Origin of the sequence: Methylosinus sp. PW1 (genome assembly GCF_000745215.1) — a bacterium.
Classification (GTDB): domain Bacteria; phylum Pseudomonadota; class Alphaproteobacteria; order Rhizobiales; family Beijerinckiaceae; genus Methylosinus.
On record NZ_JQNK01000008.1, the window covers coordinates 242,689 to 267,918 of the forward strand.

The window sequence follows — 25,230 nt, forward strand, 5'->3', positions numbered from 1 at the left end:
TGGCGATGAATTGGAAAAATCAGCGGCGGATTCTCGCAGTTCATGAGCAATTGCATCGCATCGAGGTGGGGCGCCTGTCTCGGCTCGAGCGAAGGGCGCGCGAATTGAAGGAGGAGGAGACGCGAATCGTCGAATGTCTCGACGGCAATCGCAATATGATCGCGCTATTTCCGGAAGTGGTGCTGCAAAGGCTGAAGGCCAATATTCGCCAGCAGCAGGAGCTTCGCAGGGAGGTCGATAGGCAGACGGGCGTGACCTTGGAGCAGGCCAAGCGCGTGAAGCAGGCGGAACGGCTCGTCGCCGACGCTCAGATGGAGCGAGACCGCGCAATGGAGCTGGAGGCGCTGCGCGAGGTGATCGAGCATTGCGCGACGATGCGCGACTTCAGCGCGCCGTAAGTCTGCGCATGTAGAAAAGTCGCAGTCGAAGGATTGGGGACCGATGTCGATCTTTCCCGCTACCGATCTCGTCACCGAAGTCGCCAAAGCCGCGGATCCTGTTCGTCGCAATGCGGCGGTCACGCGCCTCAGCGAAGTCTCTAACGCTACGCCGAGAAATGTCGATGGCTTCGCAGCTGTTGTTGCGGACAATGGAAGCGCGTCGATGTCGACCAAGCCGGCCGTAGCCGCGCCGGTGGTCTGGGATGGGACGGCGGCCGCAACGCGGGCGACAATTCGTCCTGGCGAAGCGACGCAAAAGTTCGAGGCCTTCATCATTCAATCGTCGCTGGAGGCGATGCTTCCGAAATCGGAAAACGGCTATTTTGGTCATGGGACCGCGGGCGATGTGTGGCGCTCGATGATCGCCGAGCAGATCGGCGATCAGATAGCGAAAGCGGGCGGCCTGGGGCTGCGCAAGCTGCTCGATCACAATTTGTCTTCGAGCAACGATCGCACAAAGACGTCGTGATGTCGTCGGCGTTATCCGCGTCGGTGATTGGAACCGGTTCGAATGGATATAGGACATGGCTACGCATCGATATAGCAATGAGAGAGTGAATGGAGCGCCGTTCCGAAGCGATCATGCACAGGAGGCGCGGCGTGCGGCTTTCGTCGGCTGCGTCGATCGATTGACGCGACTGATCGAGCGCGAGACGGAAGCGCTGCGATCGCGCGCCAATGTGGACTTCGAAGATTTCAACGCGCGTAAGACTCATGCGCTGCTCGAATTTTCGCGCGCCTCGCGGGCCTATGCGGCGCCGCGTTCATCGGCGATCGAAGCGAAGGTCGAACTATTGCGCGCCACTCTCGTCGAAAATGGAAAGCTGCTGGAACGGCGCCTTCGCGCGATGCGGGAGATCGCCGGCATCATGATCTGCACGATCGAGATGGCGGAGTCCGACGGAACCTATTCCACGAGAGCGTCGGTGGAACGTTGATTTTGGAGCCCTATCGATGATGCGCATGGTTTTGATCGGGATCTGGGCCTGCGTGGTGACGCTCGGCTCGACCTTCGGCGCGTCCTATTGGAAATCGCATCGTAGCGCGCCGGCGGAAGCGGCGCAGCATGCGGAAAAGCTCGAGGTGAAGAAGGTCAAGCCGATCACGGTTCCGATCATCTCGGAAGGGACGCTGAAGGGCTATATTTCGGCGGAATTCGCGTATGTCGTCGAGGCGTCCAATAAGGGAGGCCATGGCGGCGGCGGCGCGCCGGTCGATGCGGACAGCTATGTGATGGATGAGGCGTTTCGTCGGCTCTATGCCGACAACAACCTCGATTTTCGGCGAATCGAAAAATACGATCTTAATTCGCTGACGAAGGAGCTCACCAAGAGCATCAACCAGCGGCTCGGCGGCGAGCTCGTGCGCGAGACATTGGTCAAGAGCTTCGCCTTTGTCCCAAAGGACGATATCCCGCACTGAAAAAAGGCCGGCCGGCGTAACGCCGGCCAGAGCCTTTCTCTCATTTGTCGAAGCTCAGAACGCTTTTCAGCCGACCATCATGTAGCCGAGGAAGCGTTGCGAATCGATCGGGTCATAGCCGAGGCGCGCACGCAGCTTTTTACGCAGCTTGCTCACATGGCTCTCGACGACATTCTCCTCGACCACATCGTCGAAGAGACCGTAGACCGCGTTGAAGATTTGCGACTTGGTCAGACGGCGTCCGCGATTCATCACGAAATATTCGAGAATCCTGCGCTCGCGTCGCGGCAGGTTGAAGGGCTCTCCGCGCACCAGCGGATCGCGGCCGTCGAAGAACACCTGCATCGGCCCGACCACCGCGTGGTCGCGACGCGTCTCCGCACGGCGACGAATAGCGTAGACGCGCGCGAGAATCTCTTTCACGTGAATCGGCTTGCGGACGACGTCATCGACGCCGGCTGTGAACAGCCCGAGCGTCTGCTCGAGAGACGGCGCCTCGTTCATCGCGATGACGGGCGCCTGAGACCGCTTGCGAATGAGCTTCGGCAGCTCTTCGCGCTCCGGGCACTCCCCGATCAAAAAGGCCTCCACGGCGAGCATATCCGTCTCGACCGCGGAGTCGACCCAATCGATGAACTGCCCGGAACAGAACCCCGCCGAGGAGATTCCCTCCTGGCCGAAGTGGCGCGCATACCCACTCGTCACCAGTTCACGCTCATCGACGATTATGAACATTGCCGTCCCCTTGACATCTGTCTCGCCCTGGCAATCTGCGCGAATCACTATACGGACTACTTAGCCGCATCGATTCCGCGGCGTCAACGAAATAGTAACCAAATAAAGTAATGCTTTCTTTACCAGCCTGTGTCGCGACGCTCGTCGCGCGCCGCGACTCGTGCAAGCCACACGCAAGGCGGATCGGTCAGCCTATGTTCCGTCGAACATAGACGTCGAGCCAGATCCCGGGCCAGATCCAATGTCAAATTTGCGAAAGGCGCTTCCGCTCGTCGCCGCGGCGGCGTTCGTCTCATGCGCCTTCGCCGTCGGGGCGGAGCAGAAGAAGGCGGAGCCTGTCGTCAAGGAGGAGCCTCCCCGGGTGCGCGAGGCGCGCGCAGCGCCGCCGCCTCCCGATGCGCGGCAATATTGCGCCGATATAGCCGCCGCCGCCGGAGCCGCTCGCAATGCGCGGCAGGAGAAGGAGCTGCTGGATATAGAGCAGCGAATCGCCAAGCGCACTGCGGAGCTCGAAGCCAAGCGCGCGGAGCTGCAGGACGTGCTCGATCGCTACGACACGCTGCTGAAGCAGACCGACGAGCGGCTCGTCTCTATCTATGGACGCATGCGGCCGGAAGCAGCCGCCGCGCAATTCGCGAATATGGAGGAGGACATGGCGGCGGCCATGCTCATGCGGCTGCAGCCCAAACAGTCCAGCGCGATTCTCAATGAGATGGAGGCCTCCCGGGCCGTCGTGCTGACCAAGAAGGTCGCCGCTCTGTCGAGCCTCGTCGGCGCTGGAAAGAAGCAATGAAGCGGCTGGCCATCGCGATCGGCTCGGCGCTGGCGCTCGCCGGATGCGCCACGGACCCGCGCGACATCGGGCGCGAGCCACATATGAGTCCCGTCGGCAGCGGCTTGTCAGCCTATGACGATCAGCTGCCGACTGGCTCGGTGCGCCCACCCGCCCTCGGTCCGCAGATGCGGCTCGACGAGAACAGGGTCAATCTCTATCGCGATGTGCGCGCGATGACGGTCGGCGATGTCGTCACCGTGAACATTTCTATGGACGACAAGGCGGTGCTCGGCAATTCGACCGATCGCTCGCGCGATTCGAAGGTCAAGACGACGTGGTCGTTCCTGTTCGACTTCCTCGCTGGCGCGTCATCCGCTCCGCCGGAGCGCAAATGGACGGGCTCGGTCAATAATGATCTGCAGTCGAGCAGCTCGACGCAGGGGCAGGGGTCGATCAACCGCTCGGAGCAGATTCGGCTTTCGGTCGCCGCCGTCGTCACCGCGGTTCTGCCCAATGGCAATCTCATGCTGCGCGGGTCGCAGGAGATTCGCGTGAATTACGAGCTGCGCGTGCTGACGATCGCCGGCATCGCGCGGCCGCGCGACATCGGCAAGGACAATATGATTTCCTACGACAAGATCGCCGAGGCGCGCGTCTCCTATGGCGGACGCGGGCGATTGACGGAGGTGCAGCAGCCCGCATGGGGCCAGCAGGCCTACGACATATTCGCGCCGTTCTGAGACAGGAAGGGGAACGAACGTGGCCGCGCCGTCTGGCACCACCACCGCCGCCGAAACGCATTCGTCGTCCTCCGGTCAGCTGGCGCTCGCGCTCATCGTCGCGACGGTTCTCGGCGCCGGAGGCGGGGGGTTCCTCGGTTTCACGCTGACCGGCGATCCGTCCACGGTCGCTAAGCCGGCCGAACCGGCGCCGGCCGAGAGCGCGGCGCCGAAAAAAAGCGCCGAGCCCGGCGATAAGGGACATGGCGCGCAGGGACATGGCGGGCAGGCGCATGGCGGACATGGCGCCGCCGCGCCCAGCGAAGGCGCGAAGGATGCGCCGCAGGCGAAGATGAAGCTCAAGGAGCTCGCGCCGATCGTCACCAATCTCGCCCTGCCAGAGACCGGATGGGTGCGCCTTCAGGCGTCGATCGTCTATGATTCCCAAGCCGTGCCGCAGCCGGACATATTGATCTCGCAAGTGACCGCGGACATCGTCGCCTTTTTGCGGACGATGACGCTTTCCTCGCTCGAGGGCTCGGATGGGCTGCGGCGCCTGCACGAGGATCTGACGGATCGGGCGGCGACACGTTCGGAAGGTCACATTCAGGAGGTCATCATTCAAGCCCTGGTCGTTCAATGAAGCGCGCAGCCGCGATCCTTCTCCTCCTCCTTGCGCCGACCGCCGCTCTGGCGCAGGGGTTCGACCTCAACGCTCTGCTGCCCGCAGGAGGCGGCGCGGCCAGCGGTAGGATCGTGCAGATCCTCGTCCTGTTGACGGTCCTCTCCATCGCTCCGGGCCTGCTCATCATGGTGACGAGCTTCACCCGCTTCGCCATAGCGCTGTCGTTTCTGCGCAGCGGCTTGGGGCTGCAGAGCACGCCGGCCAATCTCGTGCTCATCAGCCTCGCTTTGTTCATGACCTTCTATGTGATGGCGCCGACTTTCGACGCGGCCTGGAAGGACGGGCTGAAGCCGTTGATGGACAATAAGATCACCGAGGTGGAGGCGTTCGACAAAATCTCGCAGCCGTTCCGCAAGTTCATGATCGCCAATGTGCGCGACAAGGACATCAAGCTGTTCGAGAATTTGACCAAGGACAAAGGGACGACCGGAGATTATGAGAAGCTCGGCCTCCAGGTCCTCGCTCCCGCCTTTATGATCTCCGAGCTGCGCCGCGGCTTCGAGATCGGCTTTCTCATCGTGCTGCCCTTTCTCGTCATCGACATGGTCGTCGCGGTGATCACAATGTCGATGGGCATGATGATGCTGCCCCCGACCGCCATCTCCCTGCCGATCAAAGTGCTGTTTTTCATTCTCATCGACGGGTGGAATCTCCTCGTCGGCAGCCTCATCCGCTCCTACGGCTGAGGCGGCGTCCCCGGGAGCGCCAAGCCGCGCAGCGCGGCTCCAAATCCCTGTTAGCTCTTCATTAATCGCATTTTCTGCGATTTGTGGCGATCCTGCGCCCTGCGTGTAATATCCGATTGTCCGGCGCGGCCATGCGAGACCGCAGGCGCGCCGTCGACAGAGTTCTTCGGATAGGGCAGGGCGCCCAAGGCATGATGCCGCTTCCGTCGAGCCGGTGAGTTTCCGGGATGTCGCGTTCACCTCATCCAAGGATCGACGAGTCATGACCAGCATTTTGACCAACGCCTCCGCCATCACCGCTCTGCAATCGCTGCGCTCGGTTCAGTCGTCTCTCGCTTCCACCCAGAAGGAGATTTCGACGGGCCTGAAGATTTCCTCGGCTACCGACAACGCCTCGACTTGGTCGATCGCTCAGACGATGAAATCCGATCAGGGCGTTCTCTCGACGATCAGCGACTCGCTGTCGGTCAGCTCGTCGGTGCTCAATGTCGCGAATGCGGCGGTGACCAACGCTATCTCGGTCATCAACAACATCAAATCCGCCGTCGCGCAGGCCGCTCAGCCTGGCGCTGATACGGCGAAGATCGGCACCAGCCTCACGGGCCTCAGCGATCAGCTCAAGAGCATCGTCAGCTCGGCGAATTTCAATGGCTTGAATCTGCTCGACGGCTCGCGCAGCACCTTCAATTCCATCGCGTCCTATAGCGACGGAGGCGGCACGGCGGCTTCGGCGCTCAACACGATCAATCTCAACGCGTCCGCTCTGATCGGCGGCGGCGGCGCTTCTCCGGCGGTCGCGGCCGGCGCGGGCCTGTTGGAGGCCGCTCAGGCCACCGGCGCGACGGCGGCGACGAACTTCACGACTCTCTCCTCCGCCGACGTCGCCTCGAGCGCGACGATCACCGACACTCTGTCGAACGCCGACAAGGTGATCGCGGATCTGACTCAATATGCGTCGAAGATCGGCGCGACGCAGACCAGCGTCAACGGACAGGCCGCCTTCGTCAAGACGCTGAACGAGGGTCTGACCGCGGGCGTCAGCTCGCTGGTCGACGCCGACATGAACGAAGCTTCGACCCGCCTGCAGGCCTTGCAGACGCAGCAGCAGCTCGGCGTCCAGTCGCTGTCGATCGCCAATCAGAACAGCCAGATCATCCTGCGCCTGTTCCAGTAATACGCCGACGACTCACCTTTTTCGGCAAGAGGCCGCGCCCTTCGGGGCGCGGCTTTTTTTGTCGCCCGCGCGACGCAGACGCTTTGTCCGCTTAGACCTTTATTAAGGTTATCTAGTTAGGTTAACCACCGTGCAGGCTGTGCTGTAACCGTCGGGACCCGAACAGGTTTCGACGGGTCGTCGAGTGGACTGGCTCCCGCGATGTCGTGGCGCTCCGCCGATGACTGCTTCGGATAGGGCGTTTCCAGCCCAAAGGCATGATGCCGCTTCCGTCGAGCCGGTGAAATTCCGGGATGCCTTTCGTCACTAGTTTCACCCCAAAAGGGATCGATGAGTCATGTCCAGCATTCTCACTAACCCCTCGGCTATCACGGCCCTTCAGTCGCTGCGAGCGACGCAGCATGCGCTCGCGAGCACGCAGAAGGAAGTCTCGACGGGTCTCAAGATTTCGAGCGCCACCGACAACGCCTCGACCTGGTCGATCGCCGAGACGATGAAGTCCGATCAAGGCGTGCTGTCGACGATCGGCGATTCGATGACGGTGAGCTCATCGCTCCTGAACATTGCCCAGACCGCCGTCACCAATGCGATCTCGGTGCTCAACAATATCAAATCGGCGGTCGCGCAGGCGGCGCAGCCCGGCGCTGACACGGCGAAGATCGGCACGAGCCTGACCGGCCTCAGCAATCAGCTGAAGAGCATCGTCGCCTCGGCGAGCTTCAACGGCCTCAACATTCTGGATGGCTCGCAGTCTTCCTTCGCCTTCATCGCTTCTTACACGGATGGCGGCGGCTCGACAGCTTCGGCGCTCAACACGATCAATCTCACAGCGACCGCGCTGATCGGCGGTGGCGGCGCGTCGCCTGCGGTCGCGGCCGGCGCGGGCATTTTGGAAGTCGCGCAGGGAACGGGCGCGACCGCCGCGACCGATTTCACTAATCTGTCGACGACGGACGTCGCCTCGAGCGCGGTCATCACCGATTCGCTGACCAACGCCGACAAAGCGATCTCCGATCTGACCAAATATGCGGCCCAGATCGGCGCGACGCAGACGACGATCACCGGTCAAGCCGCCTTCGTCAAGACGCTGAACGAAGCCCTCACCAATGGCGTCAGCTCACTCGTCGACGCCGATATGAACGAGGCCTCGACCCGCCTGCAGGCTCTGCAGACCCAGCAGCAGCTCGGCGTCCAGTCGCTCTCGATCGCCAACCAGAACAGCCAGATCATCCTCAAGCTGTTCCAGTGACGATTTCGACGATCCGAGCATGGGGCTCGCCGCCGCCGGCGAGACCCTTCCTCGTCTCAGCCGAGACGATCGGCAAAGTTCGCGCAAGCCAGCGGCTGCACATTGGGGAACCGCATCGCGTCAACCCGATGAAACGCCCCCGATGGATCGCCTTATTCAGCTGCGAGACAATCTGCTCGGACTTGGTCCCCGCAAGCTCGCCGCACTCGCCATGATCTTTGTCCTCGTCCTGGCGGTGACCGGGGTCGCGGCCTATTATCTTTCACGTCCGAACTTCGAGGTGCTCTATGCCGGCCTCGATCGAGAGGATGTGAGCCGCATCGGCGCAGCGTTGAAATCGAATGGAATTCCATTCGATATCAATCCAGAGGGCAACGCCGTTTCGGTCCATTACGGCCAGACCGCTCAAGCGCGCATGATGCTCGCTGAAAGAGGCCTGCCCCAGAGCGCCAACGCGGGCTACGAGCTGTTCGACAAGGTCGGCTCGCTCGGCCTCACCTCCTTCATGCAGGAGGTGACGCGCATACGCGCGCTGGAAGGCGAGCTCGCGCGAACCATTCAGCTGATTCGCGGCGTGAAGGCCGCACGCGTGCATATCGTGCTCGCCGACGAGGGCTCGTTCCGCCGCGCCAAGCAGCCTCCCTCCGCCTCCGTCGTCATTCGCACGGAGAGTCCCGACGACTCCAAAGCCGCGCATGCGATCCGGCATCTCGTCGCCGCCTCCATTCCCGGCATGACGGTCGATCAGGTCACGGTGCTCAACACCGACGGCATGCTGCTCACCACTTCCGAAGGCGACGAGAGCGACGCCGTGCCGGGCAAGACGCTCACCCTCGAGCGCACCGTCGCCAAGGATATTCAGGACAATATCCGTCGCACCCTCACGCCCTATCTGCGCTTGTCGAATTTCCAGGTGAGCGTGCGAACGCGCATCAACACGGATCGCAAGCAGACCAATGAGACGATCTTCGATCCCGAGTCGCGGGTCGAGCGATCGGTGCGCGTCGTCAAGGAGAATTCGACGTCGCAGAACAACAGCACCACCGGATCCACCGGCTCGGACCGCAATATTCCGCAGGACAATAAGCAGTCCGCATCCGAGGGCAAGCAGTCCAACGACGAGAACAAGAAGAATGAGGAGCTCACCAATTTCGAGCTCTCGTCCAAGACGATCACCACGGTCAGCGGCGGCTACACGGTCGAGAACATCTCTATCGCCGTGCTGGTCAATCGCGCGAGCCTCGGCGGTTCCGGCAAGGATGCGCCGAAGCCGGACGCCGTCGAGCGGCAAATCAAGGAGATCGAGCAATTGGTCTCGACAGCCGCCGGCCTGCACAAGGAGCGTGGCGACACGGTCAAGATCTCGGCTGTCGAGTTCATGCCGAATGAGAACGACATGGGTCCGGTCGAGGCGCCGGGCTGGGCGGACGCGCTCACCCATCAGCTCGGCTCGGTCATCAACGCGCTGGCGCTGATCGCCGTCACCGTGATGCTCGTCATCTTCGGCCTGCGTCCCGCGACGCGCGCGCTGCTCGCGGAGACTCCGAGCGCGGCTCTCGCTGAGAATGCCTCGCCGATGCTCGATCTCGATGATGGCATAGAGTTGCCATTCACTCCGCTCGAGGCGCCAGAGTTCACAATGGCGGCGGCGATCGATACGGGGCTGATCGAGGATATCGCCGATCAGGAAAAGTTCACCCAGCAGAAGCGGCTCGAGCAGCTGATCGAGGCCGATGAGGCGCAGGCCGTCGCGATTCTGAAGCAATGGATGTATGCGGAGGGACGCGTTTGATGGCGCGCTCGGTCGCCTTCTATCTCCCCTGTTTCGACGAGCAGCCGAAAATTCTCGCGCCGGAGCCACCCCCGCTCGCAATCGAATTCGACGCGCTGGAGCCGACGATCGATCTCCCAGAGCCCGAGCCGGAAGATATCCGACCCGTTCTCACCGATGAGCTGCGCGAGCAATTGCTCGAGGAAGGACGCGCCGCCGCCAAGGCCGAATGCGACGAGATGATCGCGCGCGAGCGCGCCGTCGCCGCGCAGCGCCTGGAGGAGGAGCGGCGTCGCTGGTCGCGCGAGGAAGGCGAGCGGCTCGGTCGTGAATTTCGCGATTCGCTCGGCCGCTACTCCGCGCGCATCGGCGAAGATGTCGAGCACATTCTCGAGCCCTTCGTGGTGCGCGAGATCAGAGAGAAGATGCTCGTCGCTCTCATGGACACTTTGCGCGTCCTCATCGCCGATCGCGAAAATCCGGTGATTCACCTCAGCGGCCCTGTGGATCTGCTCGAGGCGGTCTGCGCCAAGCTCAATGGCGAGGATATCGCCACGAAGATCGAGGATGTCGGCGGCGTCGACGTGCGTGCGCGTCTCGACGCCTCGACGATCGAGACGCGGCTCGGCGAATGGATGGCGCAGCTGCGCGAAGGGGACGACTCCGCATGAGCGATCACGAGGAAAGCGAGATCATCTTCATCCGCAAGAAGCATGGCGATGAAGAGGAAGCGCATCATGGCGGCGTCTGGAAGCTCGCCTTCGCCGACTTCATGACGGCTATGATGGCCTTCTTTCTGGTGATGTGGCTCATCAATTCCACGTCGAAGGAGACCAAGGCGGCGATCGTTCAATATTTCAATCCTGTGCAGCTCATCGACTCCAATCCCGCGCATAAGGGGCTGCGTGATCCAGCCGAAGCGGGGCAGGGGAAGAGCCAGCAATCCAGCACGGCGCCGGACAAGGGCGCGCCGGCCTCGGCGCCGCCGGCTTCCGCGGAGAAGGACAGCCCGCAGCGCGAGGCCGCGCTCCTTTACGACCCGATGTCGACTCTCGACGAGATCGACAAAAAATCGGCGCAGCCTTCGTCCTTCGGCGACCCCTTCGATCGCAGCGCCCATGGCGTCGGCTATGTGGACGAGCGTATCGAGGACAGTGGCTCGCCGGACAAATCGACGACAACCGAGCCGCTGGAGGCTCCGCGCGCAAAGCCCGCGCCATCGACGCCGCAGAGCAAATCCGCGGCGCAGCCTCCGCGTGGTGCGGCTTCGGCGCAAGGCGAGGACAAGAAGGCCGACGCAACGGCCTCCAGCGTGAAGGCCGCAGTGGAGAAGGTCGTGAAAGCCGAGCTCTCGGCGTTGCGTGCGGCTCCGCATGTCGAGGTCGCGGAGACGTCCGAAGGGCTGCTCATCAGCCTCACCGACGACGCCGCTTTCTCGATGTTCGCCGTCGGCTCCGTCGAGCCGCGGCCGCAGGCCGTGCGCATCATCGGCCAAATCGGCCAGCTCCTCGCCAAGCAGAGCGGCGAGATCGAGCTGCGCGGACATACGGACGGGCGATCTTACAAATCGGCCGCCTATGACAATTGGCGTCTCTCTTCCGATCGCGCCAACATGGCCTATTACATGCTCGTGCGCGGCGGGCTTCCCGAGAAGCGCGTGGTGAAGATCGCCGGCTATGCCGATCGTCGGCCGAAGACTCCCAAAGATCCGCTCGCGGCGGTCAATCGCCGCATCGAAATCTTGCTGCGCAGGAGCGATCGGTGAGGATATTCGCGCGAGCCGTCATTCTCGCCGTCGTCCTGAGCTCCGGTTCGACATATTGCGCCGAAGCGGGCGAGCTCACCGAGCAGGTGCGTGCGCTCAACGCTTTGCAAGGGTCGATGGTGCAGGGCGCGGCCGGGGGCCGTGGCGCGATTCCCGCGCAGATCGAGCGCATAGAACAGGTCGTCGCTTCGCTCGAAGCCGACGCATGGAAGGAAAAGAGCAATTCCGTCGCCGCAGCGATCTTCCTGTTCTGCGGCGGGCCATCCCGCTCGATCCGAAAGATTCTCGACGCCCATCTCATCCCCGATGCGGACACGCCGCTCGTCGCCGGCGCCGTCGCCTATGCGGAAGGCCGTAATGATGAGGCCGCCAAGCTGCTTACGCCGATCGATGCGCGAACGCAGTCCGACACGCTCGCCGCGCATCTCGCATTGATCCAAGGCGGACTGCTGATCGGCGCCGATAGAGCGAAGGCGCGCGAGCTGTTCGATCTCGCGCGTCTGCTGATGCCGAGCTCCCTCGTCGAGGAGGCCGCCCTGCGACGCGAGATGTCGATCGTCGACGTGACGCAGGATCCCACCAAATTTCTCGTGCTCGGCCGGCGCTATGGCTCGCAATACGCAAGATCGCCCTTCGCTCGCAACTATTGGGACGAAATGCGCGCAGCGACGCTGCGCGCGGCCGTCAATGGCGATAATTCCCGCTTGAGCGAATTCCGTGGTCTGCTGAAAGGCGCTTCGCCAGGATTGCGTTTCGAGACGCATATGGGCGTCGCGCGGCAAGCGATTCTGAGCGGCCGCGTCGCCCTGGCGACGACGGAGACGCAATATGCAGGCCCTCTCGCCGACACGCCCGCAGCCCGCGCGCGCGTAGAACTCTATCGCGCTGCGGTCGCCGGGCTCGCCGGCGAGTTCGAGACGGCGGAGGCGGAGTTCCAAAAAATCGATCCGAGAATTCTGCCGTCGGCCGATGTCGAAGTTCGCAATATCGTGACCGCCGCGATCAGCCGTCTTCAGGGCGTGACCGACGGCGTCTCTTCCGCCGCGGCGACCACGCCGGCGCAAGAGGAGACGCGTCCCGATTCGACGGTCGAGCGCTCTGCGCAGCAGGCGTTGAGCGACGCGGACGCGCTGCTTCAGCGGGCGACACGCAGATGACTCTCGACGCTCTTTTTCCCAATCTTCAGACCGCGCGTCTTCTCGGTCGTCAGACCGACGCAGCTTCGTCCGGGCAACGTGATTCCGACACAACGGACGCCGATCAATTCGCTTCGCTGCTCTCCGATCTCGACGATCGAAGCTCTGTCTCTGCGCGCCTTCCCGTCACGGAAGCGACGACAGATCATAGGGTGTCGGATTCCGAGGAAGCTGCGGCCGCCGAGGCGACGAGCAATGTGGCGCCGCAGATGCTGGCTTTCGTCGCGGTCCCGGCATTCGACATGAGCTGGCGGCCCGCTGTCGATGCGCAATCGGCGCCGGCGCCATCCGATGGATCGTCCACCGATGACACGGCGGCGCCGACGCGCGAGGACGCGGGTGGATCACGAGCGGATAGTGGCGCGAACGAGGTTGCGCGCCGTTTCTCCGCTCCCGTGCTCTCACCGCGACTGAGCATGATCGAGTCCGAAAGCCGTATCGCGGAAAACGCTCGTCCCGAGGCTTCGCCACAGGCGCGGGCTCTGGATCCGGCTCCCTCGCTGCAGCAGGCCGACAAAAGCGATCTGCGGAACGCCATCGCTTCGGCGGCCAATGTCGTGATGTCGCGCAATCTCAGCGGTCGCGCATCAGACGACGAAAAAGCTGTTGTCGCGACGATTCCCGATCCACTCAGCGCTCCGGTTGCGGTTGTCTCGCCGGGGCTTGCGTCCGCCGCGGCCGCGCCGCAGCGAGCCTCGTCCATGGTTGGGCCGACGAGTTCGCAAACGCCGCCGACCGAAGCGCTCCCGTCGGACCAATCTACCACGCGAGAGGACATCGCGCCGCAATCTGCAGCCGCTTCGTCGGTCGCGACTTTGGTCGCGGAACCTCTGCGCGCGGAAGCCTCCTCGCGTGCGAATTTCGTCCACGTCGATGCGACTGTTTCGGCGCCGTCCGCTGGCGAGGTGAGCGGGGAGAAAGGACTCGACAATCGTTTGTCGGCGCGCCTCATCGGAGTCGATCCCGAGATCCCGGATTCATCGGCGCCGACAGAAGCTATCGACATCCGGCGTGCGAGCCGGCCGGTATCGGGCGATAAGATGTCCGCCACTTCGCTCGGCGCGCCGATCGCTCAGCCAAGCACATCACCCACAGCGACGCCGCAAGCGACATCCGTAAGATTTGCTTCGCCGAACGGCTCGGCGTCATTTTCGACGCCCATCGGGACACTCGGGGCCGGGCGCTCATCGGCGATAGAAGCGTCTGCCGTGTCGGAGCTCGCCGCTTCCGCGTCCGTCCCGAATGACACTTCTGCGCCGCTCGACGAGAATGAAGCGACGACGCAGAGACAGCCGCTTCCGGCCTCCACATCGCCGTCCGGGAAGACGTCGATCGCGCCGCGAGCCGCCGCCGTGGATGCGCGCCCGGATTCCGCCGCGGCGTATGATTCGGATGGTGCTCCCGTACGTTCGGCGTCGTCTGCGCTCGAGATGCAGACGCAGACCCAGTCGCCCGCGCGAAGCTCGGACGAGCGCGCTCCGGAGGCGCCGATCGCTCGCACGAGCGCATTCGCGCCGTTCGATTTGCGTGCTGCCGCGCGTCCATCGGCTCCCGCGTCTTCGCAAACCAATGCGCCGACTCCAACTGCGGACCTCGCTGCATCGCTTTCCTCGGCGCAAATCGATTCCGCTAGAGGCGAGAACGCTTACGCGCCATCCGTGTCATCGAGCCCCGCGTCGGCGCCTCGCTCGGCGCGGACATCCTCAGATGACAGCGCTATTGCAGCCGCTGATCGATCCTCGCTCTGGCAGGGCCGGCGCGCCGCGGTAGCGCCCTCGTCTGTCGATTTGCAGGGAGACGCTTTCGCGGCGGCTGCTCCGCATTCAACAGATGTTGCGAACTGGGAGTGGTCGTCTGACGCTCCAGAATCGACGCCTTCAGTCGCGTCCAATTTTGGCGCTCAGTCGTTCGCGCCCTTCGAGCTTCGCGGCGATGTGGCGCCGTCGGCATCCGATTCCCTTCGGCAGGCTCGATCGACGAGCGTTTCGTCGCAATCCGAGCTCGCGCCCTCGACGTTCTATGCGGCTCCTGCTCCTGACACGCGCGGGATTCCGTCCGACGATCTCGGCGGCGTCTCAGTCGCGCAAGCAGACAAAGCGAATGTCGTCGCTCCGTCGGCGCGCATCGACATCGATCCCTCGGCTTCATCTGTTTCACTAGACGAAGCGTCAACGACGTCGACGCCGTTGGATCGGCTTGACCCCGTGGTTGAAGCTGTTCCGACTTCGATGCGCGCTTATGCCAGCCCTGCTTCGCCGATCGCGGAATTCGCCGTCGGCAACGGCGCACGCACTGCGCCGGACAGCGCCGAGCCGATTGTGCAGGACACGTCAGCACGCGCGGCGGCGATCCAATCGCGCGCATATGGCGAGGTGACGACCGCGGACGCTTCCGCCCGCCGGAAGGCGACGTCTTTCGAAACCTCCGATCGTAGCCGAAGCGATGTTCCTGTGACATTGGTCGATGTCGATGATCGGCGCTCGGACTGGACGGGGACGACGAGCTCCGCATCGACGCGCGCGTCCAGTTTCTCGGGCGTGGCGTTGGATCGCCGCGCGCAAGTCGATCGAACCGCTAGCGCCGCGACCGAGCCGCCCGTTGCGGATACGCCGAGCCCATCGCTGTCTATGCCGCAGCAGGATATGGCGACCGCCGACACGGGCGGGTCGCAGCGATATGTCGCGACCGCAACGACCACGCCCGATTCGCAGATCTCGAGCGAAAGGCGCCGTTCGACGCCTGCCGCGGACATTGCTCGGTCCGTCGCCGCCGCATCGCGCGCCACGCCATCCTCTGTTGCGAGCGCCGCAGACTCCGGCGCTCCGCAGCAGGTTGCGCGGCGTTCGTCGGATGCCGGCGCCTCACAGTCCGCGCCGACTCCCAGCGCGCTTGCCGATCATGGGCGAGCGCGAGATCTTTCTTTCATAGGGTCGATCGACGATCGCGCGCCCGCATCGGCGCTGGCGGATCACATCCAGAGCGATGATCGAGCGCCGGCCGCATCGACAGGCGCGGCGCAGATCCAAGCCTCTTCGTCTCCCTCCAGTGGCGATGCGCCGCGCGCGGCCTTCGTTGCGTCGGGCGCCGCGCCGACCGCATCCCCGCCACAGCGCGATCGTATGAGCGCCGTTCGGTCGAGTGATCGAATTTCGGCCAATGATTGGCGCGCGAGCGCATCGACCGTGGCGGAGTCCGTCGATCCTACCAATGTCGCAACTTCATTCGGCGATGCGCGTAGCGTCGAAGCCGGCTCATCCAGCGGCGACGGAAGTTCGGATCGCCGCCCCGCGGCGGCGACTGCCGATTGGCCGACGCCGTCCGTCGACATGAGAGCCGCGACATTCGACGCGCGTGACAATGTGGCGACGCCGACGATAACGTCTGCCGTGGCGGGCGATGCGCCGAATGTATCCGCAGCGCCGAGCGCCGCGACGGTCGATGATAGAGCGGGCGCTGCTGCGCAGGAGCCGATCGGAACGCTCGCCATTCTCGCGCCTGCGACACAATTGCCGACGGCTTTCGCTGAGCTGCTCGCGCCGCAAGCGCGCAGCCTGATCGCTTCTGCTTCTCTGGCGCCTTCGGCTACGGTAACGGCGGCGGCGGCCGCGAACGTCGGCGAAGCGCAGCGACAGAGCGTCTCGCCCAAAATTCTGACCATAGAGCTCGAGCCTGCAGCGCTCGGCGCGGTCACTGTGAAGATGAAGCTGGCGCATTCGGGAATAGACATGCGCATCAGCGTCGAGTCCACCGAGGCGCTGCACCGGCTCGATGCGACGCGTGAGAAGCTCGTCGAGGCGATGCAGTCGTCCGGCTGCACGATCGACTCCTGCACCATACAGATCGGCCCGACCGCCGCCGGCGGCGCCAATGCGCAAGCCGCGCCCGAGAATGGCGCGGGCTTCGCGCAAGCTGGCGGAGGCGGACGCGAGGAGCAGAGCGTCGGTCGACAGGGAGCGGGCTATGGGGGATCGGGCGGTGATCGCAGGCAAGGCGCGAGCGAGGAGAATGGCGATCGGGCGCCGAATGGCGAGCCTCGCCGCGTCGCTGATCGCCGCGGCGGCGACGTCTATCTGTGAGGCGCACGCCGAGGGCCGGCCGATATCGAGCAATATTTGCGAAAGGGAGATGATCCGCGCTTCCAATGAGAATGCGGTTCCTCTCGCCGTGCTCTATGCGGTGGCGCTCACCGAGACGGGACAGAAGGGCGCGCTCAACGCCTTTGCGATGAATGTCGAAGGGCGCGCCGTGTTCAGCGCCGATTTCCACGAGGCGATGATGCGATTTCTCGCGGCGAAGCGTTCCGGCGCCGTGCTCATCGATATCGGCTGCATGCAGGTCAATCATCACTATCACGGCGCGCGCTTCGCCAGCGTCGAGGCGATGTTCGATCCGCGCGCCAACGTCGATTATGCGGCGCGCTTCCTCAAGGATCTTCACAAGCGGGAAGGGACATGGACCTCGGCCGTCGCGCGCTATCACGCAGGGCCGAAGAATGCGCCGGCGCAGAAGAGCTATGTGTGCGCGGTGATCGCCAACATGATCGCTAGCGGTTTCGGCGCCTGGACAGACGCCTCGCGGGATTTCTGCCGCCCGCGGCGCGAAGCCGCGTCGCGCTGAGCGCGGCTGGCGCTCAGCGTCGCTCGCCCTCGACCGCGGCGCGATGCAGATAGGACGCGAAGGCGTCGAATATCTTGCGCATCTGCGGCGGCTTGTAGGGGAACACGTCGACAGGATCCATGTCGTGGACCAGCAGCGTGTGATCGACCTTGAACACGACCAGCTCGCCGCTCTCCGTCTCGGCGCAATCCACGCCGAAATAGGTGAGGCCGACGCATTCCACCAGCGCCTCGAAGGCGTCCGAATGGCGCGTCACGAAGTCGCTGTCGAATGTCGCGAAGAAATGCTCTTCCTCGCGCCGGCGCCGCAGATCAGCCTCCATTCGCGCATCGACATAGGAGCCATTCCAGCCCTCGGACACAGCGAGATGACAGGCGTAGGGGCGTCGGTCGATGAACAGCAGGCGGATTTTTCGATAGAGACCGTCCCGTCCACGGCAATCGACGAATGGCGACACGAGATAGGCCCGGTCCGAGCGCTTCCCGAGATAGAGGCCGAGGCCGAGCGCCGTGTCGATCTTCTCGGCGCCGCGCTCATTGCGCTGCTCGATCGCTCGGATGACGATCGGAAAGCTTCGGTCGGCCGCGCTCGACTCGGCGACGTCGCGCAGCTCGTTGCGCAGCATGCGACGCAGAATAGGCGTGCGCAGCCCGGCTTCCGTCAGATTGGCGGCGAGCTCGATCGGCTCCAGCATGGAGACGCGGCCGGGAAGGTTGACGACCGGCGTCGGCCAATAGGCGAGCAGATCCTCGAGCTCGGCGAGCAGGCGCCGATTGAGGCTCGTCGCCGCGATCGCGACAAAGGCGAGATCATGATCCGGCAGGACGGTGGGCAGCTCGCGACCGGGCATCACATAGACCATCGTCAAGGCGATGTCGGAGCCTTCCAGCAGAAATTCGAGCGGCGTGTTGGCGCCTATGTCGGCGGCGGCGACGAATGCGAGAACGCGCAATCTCGGATTGGCGCCGCAGCAGGTGCTGCGGAACACGCGCTGCTTGCTCAGCGCCATAGCCTGCCGCTTCAATCCGGTTGCGAGATTGCCTTCGAGCTGATCGATGACCGCGAGATCCATCAGCGCGCCGGCGTGGTTCGGGTCGCGCTCGCACATGCCGAGCAGGCGGCCGGCGACGCGGCTCAGATCGACGCCGGCGAAAGCCAGCCTCGTCAGCTTGGCGAGGCCGATCGGCAGCGCATTCATGGGATCCGACGATTGCTCGATACGCATTAATTCACCGTCTGCCCGCTCCGATCGCCGAACGGAACTCGGCGCATCCTCCGCCGTCGACGCGGCTCGCGTCCGATGAGATAGCTAACGAGCCAACATTTCCCGAAGCTTGTCGAAATTTTGCAGCTCGATTCAACTTTGCTCGATTTTGAGCTATCCATTTCTAGTTCATCGATTCGAGGAACGGTCGCATGGTTGACGCTCCGACATTTCGCTCCGATGGCCCGCGTCGCGCGGCGACGCTGGGCAAGCCGAAGATCGCGCCGCCGCATCTCTTCGCGGAGCGCCGCACGCCGCCGACGCGCCCGACGCGCGATATCGGCGAGCTTGCCCTGCGTACTGTCGGGGTCGCTCTCGCGGTCGTGTCGACGGCCTTCGCCGGCTATATGATCTCGGATGCGGAACGGCGGCCGCAATTTGCCGGTCTCGAGCATCTCGCCATCTACAGCCGCCCCACGGTCATCGCCTCCAAGCGCATACAGACGCAGATCGCCGATCAGCGCGGCAAGGTCGACTTCACGCCCGTCGGCTCGATCGGCGAGCCGCAATCGGAGGCCGGCGTTCCCGGATTCGCGCTGCTCAGCGTGCGATCGGGAGTCGCTCTGCTGCAGACCCCGAATGCGATCATCAAAGTGTCGCCGGGCGATCTCGTGGAGGGGCTCGGCCGCATCACCGCGCTGGAGCGTCGCGGCGAGAAATGGGCGCTGGTCTCCAGCGCCGGAGTCGTCATCGGCGAGTGATCAGCGCCGGGCGGCGCGCGCATTGGCTCGCGCGACAGCCTGGTCGATCTGCGCGTTGAACTCCGCGAGCAGGCGCTCCGCTTGCCGCGCGCGCGATTTCTCCTGGCGATCCGGGTGGCAGGCCCAGGCGAGGCGTCGACGTAGCGCGCCGAGCTTCGCGATCGAGCCTTCGGCGCGCAGAAGCTCGACGAGAACCTCCTCACGCTCAGGCAGCCGTGCGACCTTCGGCTGCGGCGGCGCGGGCGGAGGCTCCTGCGGTATTGCGGGATCGGCGCCATAAGCGCGAGATATTCGCGCCGCGCGATCTTCCTGCGATAGCGGCGAGGGCGCCGCCTTCTCGCGCAGCAGCGTTCCCATTGGCGGGGGACGCACAGGCCCGGCGTCGCGCTCCGCGGGGCGGGACGCTTTTTCCAGGCTATCGAGAATGGTCGCGAAATTCGTCATGGTCCCGGGCCGCAGGCAGCGCCGGGATCATGACCGCGAAGGAATGAAAGATTGGTTGATCGGGCGAGCGCGCCGGTCAGCCGTGCGTCGCGTGCTGCAGCCTGTCCGCCACCTCGCGGAAAGGGTCGACGCTCGGGGGCGATTGGGGCGACTGCGTCAGCGCCTCATAGAGCTTTGGAACGAGCTGCACCGCCTGGTCCAGCTCCAAATCCGCGCCGCGCTGATAGCCGCCGAGCATGCGCAAGTCGCGCGTATCCTCATAGCGCGACACGAGAGCGCGGAGCTTCTGGATGAGATGCCGCTGCTCCGGCTTCCAGGCGTGATGCGCGAGGCGCGAGATCGACGCTTTGAGATCGATCGCCGGATAGCGTCCTTGCTCGGCGATGGCGCGGTCGAGCACGATATGGCCGTCCAGCGTGCCGCGCACGCAATCGGCGATCGGATCATTGTGATTGTCGCCGTCGACGAGCACGGAATAGACGCCGGTGATCGATCCGCGTCCTTCCTCGCCAGGCCCGGCGCGCTCGAGCAGTCGCGGAATATCGGCGAATATGCTCGGCGTGTAGCCATGCGCCACCGGCGGCTCGCCAGCGGCCAAGGCCACCTCGCGCGAGGCATGCGCGAAACGCGTCACGGAATCGACGATGAGCAGAACATTGCGGCCGATGTCACGAAAATATTCAGCTATGGTGGTCGCGGTCAGCGGCGCGAGACGCCGCATCATCGGGCTCTCGTCGCCAGTGGCGACGACGACGATCGATTCGCTCGTCTGTCCGGCCAGCACCTCGTCCAGAAATTCGCGCACCTCACGACCCCGTTCGCCGACGAGGCAGATTACCACCGTGTCGAAGCCCGGCGCGCGCGCCAGCATGGCCAGCAAGGTGGATTTGCCGACGCCGGAGCCGGCGAAAATGCCAATTCGCTGGCCGGCGCAGATCGGGGTGAAGCAATCGACGGCTTTGACGCCGGTGCGCACGGGCACGCTCACACGGCCGCGCCGCATCGCTTTGGGCGCGGAGGCGTCGACGTCGAAGGCCGTGTCGCCGTCGGAGAGCGCGCCACGCTCGTCGATCGGTCGCGCAAAGGCGTCGAGAACGCGCCCGGCCCAATCGGCGCTGGGCGCGACGGAGATCGGCCCCGCGCGATAGGCCGGTGAGTTCAGGCCGATGCGCACGCGATTGTCGAAGGATTTGACGATCGCGCCGTCCCTGCCGACGCGCACCACCTGTCCCAGCGCGCCGTCCGGCGGCGCGCCGATGCGCACGCATTCGCCGAGCTCGACGAAATCGGAGAGGCCGCTGACGCGGCAATGCGACGGCGTCACCTCGGTCACGAGGCCCAAGACGCGAATGTGATCGGCGCGGCGCTGGTCGCGCTCGACCGCCGTGCGGAGCCGCTGTAGCGAGGTCATGAGCCGCCGAGCGTGCGAATGGCCTCACGCTGCGAGCTGTCGAGCATGTCGTTCATCGAGCTCACGCTGTCGAAAGCGCGCGATGTGGCGATCAGCTTGGCCATCTCGTGAATCGGATTGACATTGGAGCTCTCGATAAAGCCTTGCTGCACGCCATTGCGCACGAAGTCGAGCACCGCTGTCGCCGGCTTGGAGGGAATGAGGCTGGCGTTTGGCCCGCGGGCCAAATCCGCGGTCTCGTCGAGGGTGAAAAGGCCGACGGCGCCGACTTGGCGACCGCTCTGGGTGATCATGCCGTCGCGCGAGATCATCGGCGGGCCGCCATTGGGATCGAGCACGACGGCGGAATTGCCCGCGTCGAGAATCGGAAAGCCAGAGACGGTCTGCAGATCGCCGGTCTCCGTCATGCGCATGCGGCCGTCGCGCGTGTAGGCGGTTCCATTCGGCGTGCGTATGGCGAAAAAGCCTTTGCCCACAATGCCGATATCGTAAGGATCGCCGGTCTTGGTGAGCTCGCCGACGGCGCGCGAGACGAAATCCTTGCCGGCCGACACATAGGCGGTCTTGCTCGTGTCCGTTTCGGAAACGACCTGCTGAAAGCTCACGCCATCGGCGCGATAGCCCGGCGTCGCCGCGTTGGCGATATTGTTGGCGAGTGTCTCCAGCCGCTTGTCGACGGAGACTTGCGCCGAAAGCGACACGTAAAAGGCCGATTGCATGTTGTCGAGGTCCGTGCCTGCGCTGCGGCCGCATCGCGCCGCTCCGTCGTGAAGCTGACCGGTTTTGCTTGCGTGAAGCTGAAAGAAAATGTCAGCCTCGCGCAAGGGAGGGTGACTAATTCGTTAATACGAATTTCCATCGGAGACTGGCGTCATGGGCTTTCTCGTCGGGCTGATCATCACGATGGGCTGCATGTTCGGAGGCTTCGCGGCGCTGGGCGGCCATTTGATCGTGCTATGGCAGCCATGGGAGTTCGTGATCATCATGGGCTCCTCGCTCGGCACTTTCGTCGTCGCCAATCCGACCAAGGTGATCATGGACACGGGCAAGGCGCTCGGCCAGGCGGTCATGGACAAAGGCCCCAAGCATCGCGACTTTCTCGACATACTCGGACTGCTGCACGCTCTGATGCGCGAATTGCGCAGCAAGCCGCGCAACGAGGTCGAAGCGCATGTCGACAATCCGGCGGAATCGAAGATTTTCACGGCGTTTCCGAAGGTGCTCGCCAATAAGGAAATGACCACCTTCATCTGCGATTACTGCCGTCTCTTCATCATCGGCAATGTCCGCACTTTCGAGATCGAGGCGCTGATGGACGAGGAGATCGCCGCCATTCGCTACGATCGGCTGAAGCCCTATCATGCGCTTACCTCGGTCGGCGACGGCCTGCCGGCGCTCGGAATCGTGGCGGCCGTGCTCGGCGTCATCAAGGCGATGGGCGCGCTCGATCAGTCGCCGGAGCTGCTCGGCGGCCTCATCGGCGCCGCCATGGTCGGCACATTCGCAGGCATCTTCGTTTCCTACGGCATTGTCACGCCGCTCGCCTTCAAGGTGAAGGTGGCGCGTAGCAAAGAGTGCCACCTCTACGTCATCGTCAAGCAAACGCTGCTCGCCTTCATGAATGGCGCCATGCCGCAAGTGGCGGTCGAGCATGGACGTAAATCCATTCCCGCCTACGAGCGTCCCTCGATCGACGAGGTCGAGAACGAGACGCTCTCCGGCGGCGCCGCCGAGGCGGCGTGATCGGCATGAGCATGGATGGAGCCGTGGAATTCGCCTCGCAGGGAGTGAGGGAGCGTCTGCTCTCGGGCGGCGGCCCCTCGCTCGATCGCATGCCGCTATTGCGAGCGGTGTTCGACGCCATGGCGTCGCAGGTACAGGATTCGATGCGTGGTCTCGCCGAAGGCGCGATGCAATTCGCCGTCGAGACGATGACGATCGCGCGGGCCGGCGAGATAGCGCTCGAGACGGAGCGCGCCGCGCTCGCCGCATCTTATGTCGCGGGCGTCGATTCAGAAGCCAAGACGATCATCGCCGCCGACCGGCGCTTCGTGTTCACGCTGCTCGAGGGATTGTTCGGCTCCGACGGCTCGGAGCCGCCTTACGACGCGGAGCGCGAGCTCACGACGATCGAGACGCGCGTCGGCATGCTGGCCTTCTCGCGCGTCACCAATTCATTGCAGGCGGCTTTCGCCGCGCTCGTCGGAGCGCGCTTCACGCTCGAGCCGGCGGAAGCGCGGGCGGAACCCGCAGGCGCGGCGCGCAAGAGCGGCGGCTTCAGCGTCGTTTGCCGTTGCCGGCTGAGCGCCTTCGGAGCCGAGGGCGCGCTGCTCATCGTCATTCCGCAGGCGATGCTCGATCCGCTGCGCGACGCCCTGTCGCAAGAGGCGCCGAAATCGGCGCCGGCGACGGATCCGCAATGGGCGAAGCGGATGAAAGAGCGCGTGACCGAGACCGAGGTTACGCTGAGCGCCGTGATGGAGAAGAGCGATCTCACGCTCGCGGACGTCGCCCGCTTCGAGGTCGGCCAGGTCATCGAGCTGCCGGTCTCACCGACGGGTCTCGTCGCGCTGATGTGCGAAGGGCAGTCGCTGTTCTGGTGCGAGATCGGCCAGAAGGACGGCTCCTACACGATACGCATCGACGATTTCGTCGATCAGCAGCAGGAATTCATCGACGACGTGCTGCGCGGATGAGCGCTGGCGCGATTGCGGCGTCGACAATGGAGAGATCGACATGGGTGAGTTCGATTTGGAGAGCTCCAAGAGCGAGGAGCTCGAGAGGCTGATCGGCGGCTCGCGCGCGATCGGCGAAGATCTGATGATGGAGGAGCGTGCGCGCGAGCCCGAGATCGACGCGCGCAAGTTCGAATCGATTCTGCGCATTCCGGTCGTCATGCAGGTGGTGATCGGCTCCGTGACCATGCCGGTCTCCAATCTGCTGAAGCTCGGGCGCGGCGCCATCGTGCCGCTGGACCAGAAGATCGGCGAGCCGGTCGATGTCGTCGTCAATGGACGTCTCATCGCGCGCGGCGAGGTGGTCGTCGTCGAGGACGACAATACGCGCTTCGGGGTCTCGCTCACCGAGATCATCGAGCCTGGGAGCGGCGCGCGGCGCATGTGACGGAGGCGGGAGCCCGCGATGACCAATCTGATTGCGGCCGATGCAGGCCGCACGCTCAACGGCCCGGAAAAAGTCGCGGCGCTGCTGTTGTCGGTCGACAAGGATGTGGCGCAGCGCGTTCTCAAGCATTTCGATCAGAACGAGCTGCGGCAGATCACCAAATTCGCCGCCGGCCTCGGCGCGGTTCCGGCGAGCATGATCGAGCCGCTCATCGAAGATTTCATGTCGCAGCTCGAGAGCGGCGGCTCTGATCTGCGTGGCACGGCGGGCGAGGCGGAGAAGCTGCTGGCGGGCGTGATACCGCCGGATCAGATCGCCGAGATCATGTCGGATGTGCTCGGCAGCTCCAACAGCGCAGTGTGGAATCGCGTCGGCGCCGCGCCGGAGGCGACCTTCATCGAATATCTGGCCATGGAGCATCCGCAAACGGCGGCGTTGACGCTGTCGCGGATAGATCCGGCGCGCGCCGCCAAGACGCTGTCCGTGCTGCCTCCCGACTTCCGCGACGATGTGATGCGCCGCATGCTGTCGTCCAAGCCCGTCAGCGATGAGGCGCTTCGGCTGGTGGAGACGACATTGCAGGAGGATCTCCTGCAGAATTCGGCGGCGACCGCCTCGGCGGCGAAGAACGCCAAGCTCGCGGCGATCATCAACAAGATGGAGCGAGAGCATGCCGAAGGCGTGCTGCGCAGCCTGTCCGAACGCCGCCCGCGCGACGCCGAAGCGCTGAAGGGCATGCTGTTCAACTTCGAGGACATTACCAAGCTCACTGTCCGCGCCCGCATGATTCTGTTCGACGCCATTCCCGCCGATCGTGTCATTCTGGCGCTGCGCGGCGCGGAGGTGGACGTTCGCGACTTCGTGCTCGCGGCGCTCTCTGCGCGCACGCGGCGCATGGTGGAGGCGGAGCTCTCCAGCGGCGCGTCGCCGCCGCGTCGCGATATCATGGAGGCGCGCCGCATCATCGCCGACACGGTTCTGCGGCTCGCAGAGCAGGGCAAGATCGATTTGTCCAACGCGGCTCCGGAGGAGGCCGCCGAATGACGGCCTCTG

The 25,230-nt window shown here is 64.2% G+C and carries 27 protein-coding genes; 21 read left to right on the forward strand and 6 right to left on the reverse strand.

Annotated features, from left to right (window positions below):
- Positions 1 to 5: 5 nt before the first annotated feature.
- The 4 genes from K369_RS06635 to K369_RS06650 all read left to right on the forward strand — a co-directional run bounded on the left by K369_RS06635 (position 6) and on the right by K369_RS06650 (position 1,862).
- Complete coding sequence (locus K369_RS06635) at positions 6 to 398, forward strand: hypothetical protein (protein ID WP_245278122.1); 393 nt, start codon at positions 6 to 8, stop codon at positions 396 to 398.
- 205 nt (positions 399 to 603) lie between these two features.
- Positions 604 to 909, forward strand: a complete 306-nt coding sequence (locus K369_RS06640; RefSeq protein ID WP_210165044.1) for a rod-binding protein — start codon at positions 604 to 606, stop codon at positions 907 to 909.
- A gap of 55 nt (positions 910 to 964) precedes the next feature.
- The gene (locus K369_RS06645; RefSeq protein WP_051949111.1) at positions 965 to 1,378 is read left to right on the forward strand and encodes a hypothetical protein; all 414 of its coding nucleotides are present in this window, start codon (positions 965 to 967) and stop codon (positions 1,376 to 1,378) included.
- 16 nt (positions 1,379 to 1,394) lie between these two features.
- Entirely contained in the window at positions 1,395 to 1,862 is a 468-nt protein-coding gene (locus tag K369_RS06650; protein ID WP_245278123.1) for a flagellar basal body-associated protein FliL, read from the forward strand.
- Positions 1,863 to 1,928: 66 nt separating this feature from the next.
- Here K369_RS06650 and K369_RS06655 read toward each other — a convergent pair whose 3' ends face one another.
- Positions 1,929 to 2,597 carry a response regulator transcription factor gene (locus K369_RS06655; protein WP_024879095.1) on the reverse strand — a complete coding sequence of 223 codons (669 nt, stop codon included), beginning with the start codon at positions 2,595 to 2,597 and terminating at the stop codon, positions 1,929 to 1,931.
- Between the two features lie 241 nt (positions 2,598 to 2,838).
- Here K369_RS06655 and K369_RS06660 point away from each other — a divergent pair, with 241 nt between their 5' ends.
- The 10 genes from K369_RS06660 to K369_RS06705 all read left to right on the forward strand — a co-directional run bounded on the left by K369_RS06660 (position 2,839) and on the right by K369_RS06705 (position 12,578).
- Positions 2,839 to 3,390 (forward strand): MotE family protein, encoded by a 552-nt coding sequence (locus K369_RS06660; protein ID WP_036289432.1) that lies wholly within the window; start codon positions 2,839 to 2,841, stop codon positions 3,388 to 3,390.
- Positions 3,387 to 4,112, forward strand: a complete 726-nt coding sequence (gene flgH, locus K369_RS06665; RefSeq protein WP_036289433.1) for a flagellar basal body L-ring protein FlgH — start codon at positions 3,387 to 3,389, stop codon at positions 4,110 to 4,112. Before K369_RS06660 ends, flgH begins: the two co-directional genes overlap by 4 nt.
- 19 nt (positions 4,113 to 4,131) lie before the next feature.
- Positions 4,132 to 4,734, forward strand: coding sequence for a flagellar basal body-associated FliL family protein (locus tag K369_RS06670; protein WP_036289434.1), 603 nt, complete (start codon positions 4,132 to 4,134; stop codon positions 4,732 to 4,734).
- Positions 4,731 to 5,462, forward strand: a complete 732-nt coding sequence (gene fliP, locus K369_RS06675) for a flagellar type III secretion system pore protein FliP (protein WP_036289435.1) — start codon at positions 4,731 to 4,733, stop codon at positions 5,460 to 5,462. Before K369_RS06670 ends, fliP begins: the two co-directional genes overlap by 4 nt.
- A 262-nt stretch (positions 5,463 to 5,724) precedes the next feature.
- Positions 5,725 to 6,636, forward strand: a complete 912-nt coding sequence (locus K369_RS06680) for a flagellin (protein WP_036289436.1) — start codon at positions 5,725 to 5,727, stop codon at positions 6,634 to 6,636.
- A gap of 337 nt (positions 6,637 to 6,973) precedes the next feature.
- Positions 6,974 to 7,885 (forward strand): flagellin, encoded by a 912-nt coding sequence (locus K369_RS06685; RefSeq protein WP_036289437.1) that lies wholly within the window; start codon positions 6,974 to 6,976, stop codon positions 7,883 to 7,885.
- Positions 7,886 to 8,027: 142 nt separating this feature from the next.
- Positions 8,028 to 9,677, forward strand: a complete 1,650-nt coding sequence (fliF, locus tag K369_RS06690) for a flagellar basal-body MS-ring/collar protein FliF (protein WP_036289439.1) — start codon at positions 8,028 to 8,030, stop codon at positions 9,675 to 9,677.
- The gene (locus K369_RS06695; RefSeq protein WP_036289442.1) at positions 9,677 to 10,327 is read left to right on the forward strand and encodes a hypothetical protein; all 651 of its coding nucleotides are present in this window, start codon (positions 9,677 to 9,679) and stop codon (positions 10,325 to 10,327) included. Before fliF ends, K369_RS06695 begins: the two co-directional genes overlap by 1 nt.
- On the forward strand, positions 10,324 to 11,421 hold the full coding sequence (locus tag K369_RS06700; RefSeq protein ID WP_036289443.1) for a flagellar motor protein MotB: 1,098 nt from the start codon (positions 10,324 to 10,326) through the stop codon (positions 11,419 to 11,421). Before K369_RS06695 ends, K369_RS06700 begins: the two co-directional genes overlap by 4 nt.
- Positions 11,418 to 12,578, forward strand: a complete 1,161-nt coding sequence (locus K369_RS06705; protein WP_036289444.1) for a hypothetical protein — start codon at positions 11,418 to 11,420, stop codon at positions 12,576 to 12,578. The genes K369_RS06700 and K369_RS06705 overlap by 4 nt, the downstream gene beginning before the upstream one ends.
- A gap of 2,275 nt (positions 12,579 to 14,853) precedes the next feature.
- Here the strand turns inward: K369_RS06705 and K369_RS27045 are convergent.
- Positions 14,854 to 15,369 carry a hypothetical protein gene (locus K369_RS27045; protein WP_198033054.1) on the reverse strand — a complete coding sequence of 172 codons (516 nt, stop codon included), beginning with the start codon at positions 15,367 to 15,369 and terminating at the stop codon, positions 14,854 to 14,856.
- A gap of 367 nt (positions 15,370 to 15,736) precedes the next feature.
- Between K369_RS27045 and K369_RS27050 the strand changes: the two genes are divergently transcribed.
- Both K369_RS27050 and K369_RS06715 read left to right on the forward strand, forming a co-directional pair.
- Positions 15,737 to 16,693, forward strand: coding sequence for a flagellar hook-length control protein FliK (locus K369_RS27050; RefSeq protein ID WP_198033055.1), 957 nt, complete (start codon positions 15,737 to 15,739; stop codon positions 16,691 to 16,693).
- Entirely contained in the window at positions 16,641 to 17,234 is a 594-nt protein-coding gene (locus K369_RS06715; protein WP_156967763.1) for a transglycosylase SLT domain-containing protein, read from the forward strand. Before K369_RS27050 ends, K369_RS06715 begins: the two co-directional genes overlap by 53 nt.
- A gap of 13 nt (positions 17,235 to 17,247) precedes the next feature.
- On the opposite strand, the gene K369_RS06720 is transcribed toward K369_RS06715, so the two are convergent.
- Positions 17,248 to 18,459: a hypothetical protein gene (locus tag K369_RS06720; protein WP_245278124.1), complete on the reverse strand. Its 1,212-nt coding sequence runs from the start codon at positions 18,457 to 18,459 to the stop codon at positions 17,248 to 17,250.
- A gap of 191 nt (positions 18,460 to 18,650) precedes the next feature.
- On the opposite strand from K369_RS06720, the gene K369_RS06725 reads away from it, so the two are divergent.
- Positions 18,651 to 19,199: a hypothetical protein gene (locus tag K369_RS06725; protein WP_036289449.1), complete on the forward strand. Its 549-nt coding sequence runs from the start codon at positions 18,651 to 18,653 to the stop codon at positions 19,197 to 19,199.
- Here the strand turns inward: K369_RS06725 and K369_RS06730 are convergent, their stop codons facing one another.
- The 3 genes from K369_RS06730 to flgF form a co-directional block, all read right to left on the reverse strand.
- Positions 19,200 to 19,643 (reverse strand): hypothetical protein, encoded by a 444-nt coding sequence (locus K369_RS06730; protein WP_036289451.1) that lies wholly within the window; start codon positions 19,641 to 19,643, stop codon positions 19,200 to 19,202. It abuts the gene before it with no gap.
- A gap of 76 nt (positions 19,644 to 19,719) precedes the next feature.
- Positions 19,720 to 21,054 carry a flagellar protein export ATPase FliI gene (gene fliI, locus K369_RS06735; RefSeq protein WP_036289453.1) on the reverse strand — a complete coding sequence of 445 codons (1,335 nt, stop codon included), beginning with the start codon at positions 21,052 to 21,054 and terminating at the stop codon, positions 19,720 to 19,722.
- A complete protein-coding gene (gene flgF, locus K369_RS06740; protein WP_036290215.1) occupies positions 21,051 to 21,773 on the reverse strand; it encodes a flagellar basal-body rod protein FlgF in 723 nt (240 codons plus the stop codon). Before flgF ends, fliI begins: the two co-directional genes overlap by 4 nt.
- A 154-nt stretch (positions 21,774 to 21,927) precedes the next feature.
- On the opposite strand from flgF, the gene motA reads away from it, so the two are divergent.
- The 4 genes from motA (at position 21,928) to K369_RS06760 (ending at position 25,221) form a co-directional block, all read left to right on the forward strand.
- Entirely contained in the window at positions 21,928 to 22,797 is an 870-nt protein-coding gene (gene motA, locus K369_RS06745; protein ID WP_036289455.1) for a flagellar motor stator protein MotA, read from the forward strand.
- 5 nt (positions 22,798 to 22,802) lie between these two features.
- Entirely contained in the window at positions 22,803 to 23,750 is a 948-nt protein-coding gene (locus K369_RS06750; RefSeq protein WP_051949172.1) for a flagellar motor switch protein FliM, read from the forward strand.
- Between the two features lie 124 nt (positions 23,751 to 23,874).
- Positions 23,875 to 24,177, forward strand: coding sequence for a flagellar motor switch protein FliN (gene fliN / locus K369_RS06755; protein WP_036290220.1), 303 nt, complete (start codon positions 23,875 to 23,877; stop codon positions 24,175 to 24,177).
- An 18-nt stretch (positions 24,178 to 24,195) separates the two neighbouring features.
- A complete protein-coding gene (locus K369_RS06760) occupies positions 24,196 to 25,221 on the forward strand; it encodes a flagellar motor switch protein FliG (protein ID WP_036289457.1) in 1,026 nt (341 codons plus the stop codon).
- Positions 25,222 to 25,230: the final 9 nt, after the last annotated feature.

Bases quoted from the DNA above. Each gene is read 5' to 3' on its own strand.
- K369_RS27050 (WP_198033055.1), top strand. From the start codon at position 15,737: ATGAGCGCCGTTCGGTCGAGTGATCGAATTTCGGCCAATGATTGGCGC.
- flgF (WP_036290215.1), bottom strand. From the start codon at position 21,773: ATGCAATCGGCCTTTTACGTGTCGCTTTCGGCGCAAGTCTCCGTCGAC.
- K369_RS06650 (WP_245278123.1), top strand. From the start codon at position 1,395: ATGATGCGCATGGTTTTGATCGGGATCTGGGCCTGCGTGGTGACGCTC.
- K369_RS06645 (WP_051949111.1), top strand. From the start codon at position 965: ATGGCTACGCATCGATATAGCAATGAGAGAGTGAATGGAGCGCCGTTC.
- K369_RS06760 (WP_036289457.1), top strand. From the start codon at position 24,196: ATGACCAATCTGATTGCGGCCGATGCAGGCCGCACGCTCAACGGCCCG.
- fliN (WP_036290220.1), top strand. From the start codon at position 23,875: ATGATGGAGGAGCGTGCGCGCGAGCCCGAGATCGACGCGCGCAAGTTC.
- fliP (WP_036289435.1), top strand. From the start codon at position 4,731: ATGAAGCGCGCAGCCGCGATCCTTCTCCTCCTCCTTGCGCCGACCGCC.
- fliI (WP_036289453.1), bottom strand. From the start codon at position 21,054: ATGACCTCGCTACAGCGGCTCCGCACGGCGGTCGAGCGCGACCAGCGC.
- motA (WP_036289455.1), top strand. From the start codon at position 21,928: ATGGGCTTTCTCGTCGGGCTGATCATCACGATGGGCTGCATGTTCGGA.
- flgH (WP_036289433.1), top strand. From the start codon at position 3,387: ATGAAGCGGCTGGCCATCGCGATCGGCTCGGCGCTGGCGCTCGCCGGA.
- K369_RS06750 (WP_051949172.1), top strand. From the start codon at position 22,803: ATGAGCATGGATGGAGCCGTGGAATTCGCCTCGCAGGGAGTGAGGGAG.
- K369_RS06695 (WP_036289442.1), top strand. From the start codon at position 9,677: ATGGCGCGCTCGGTCGCCTTCTATCTCCCCTGTTTCGACGAGCAGCCG.
- K369_RS06635 (WP_245278122.1), top strand. From the start codon at position 6: ATGAATTGGAAAAATCAGCGGCGGATTCTCGCAGTTCATGAGCAATTG.
- K369_RS06685 (WP_036289437.1), top strand. From the start codon at position 6,974: ATGTCCAGCATTCTCACTAACCCCTCGGCTATCACGGCCCTTCAGTCG.
- fliF (WP_036289439.1), top strand. From the start codon at position 8,028: ATGGATCGCCTTATTCAGCTGCGAGACAATCTGCTCGGACTTGGTCCC.
- K369_RS06720 (WP_245278124.1), bottom strand. From the start codon at position 18,459: ATGCGTATCGAGCAATCGTCGGATCCCATGAATGCGCTGCCGATCGGC.
- K369_RS06660 (WP_036289432.1), top strand. From the start codon at position 2,839: ATGTCAAATTTGCGAAAGGCGCTTCCGCTCGTCGCCGCGGCGGCGTTC.
- K369_RS06640 (WP_210165044.1), top strand. From the start codon at position 604: ATGTCGACCAAGCCGGCCGTAGCCGCGCCGGTGGTCTGGGATGGGACG.
- K369_RS06655 (WP_024879095.1), bottom strand. From the start codon at position 2,597: ATGTTCATAATCGTCGATGAGCGTGAACTGGTGACGAGTGGGTATGCG.
- K369_RS27045 (WP_198033054.1), bottom strand. From the start codon at position 15,369: ATGTCCGCGGCAGGCGTCGAACGGCGCCTTTCGCTCGAGATCTGCGAA.
- K369_RS06730 (WP_036289451.1), bottom strand. From the start codon at position 19,643: ATGACGAATTTCGCGACCATTCTCGATAGCCTGGAAAAAGCGTCCCGC.
- K369_RS06700 (WP_036289443.1), top strand. From the start codon at position 10,324: ATGAGCGATCACGAGGAAAGCGAGATCATCTTCATCCGCAAGAAGCAT.
- K369_RS06725 (WP_036289449.1), top strand. From the start codon at position 18,651: ATGGTTGACGCTCCGACATTTCGCTCCGATGGCCCGCGTCGCGCGGCG.
- K369_RS06715 (WP_156967763.1), top strand. From the start codon at position 16,641: ATGGCGAGCCTCGCCGCGTCGCTGATCGCCGCGGCGGCGACGTCTATC.
- K369_RS06680 (WP_036289436.1), top strand. From the start codon at position 5,725: ATGACCAGCATTTTGACCAACGCCTCCGCCATCACCGCTCTGCAATCG.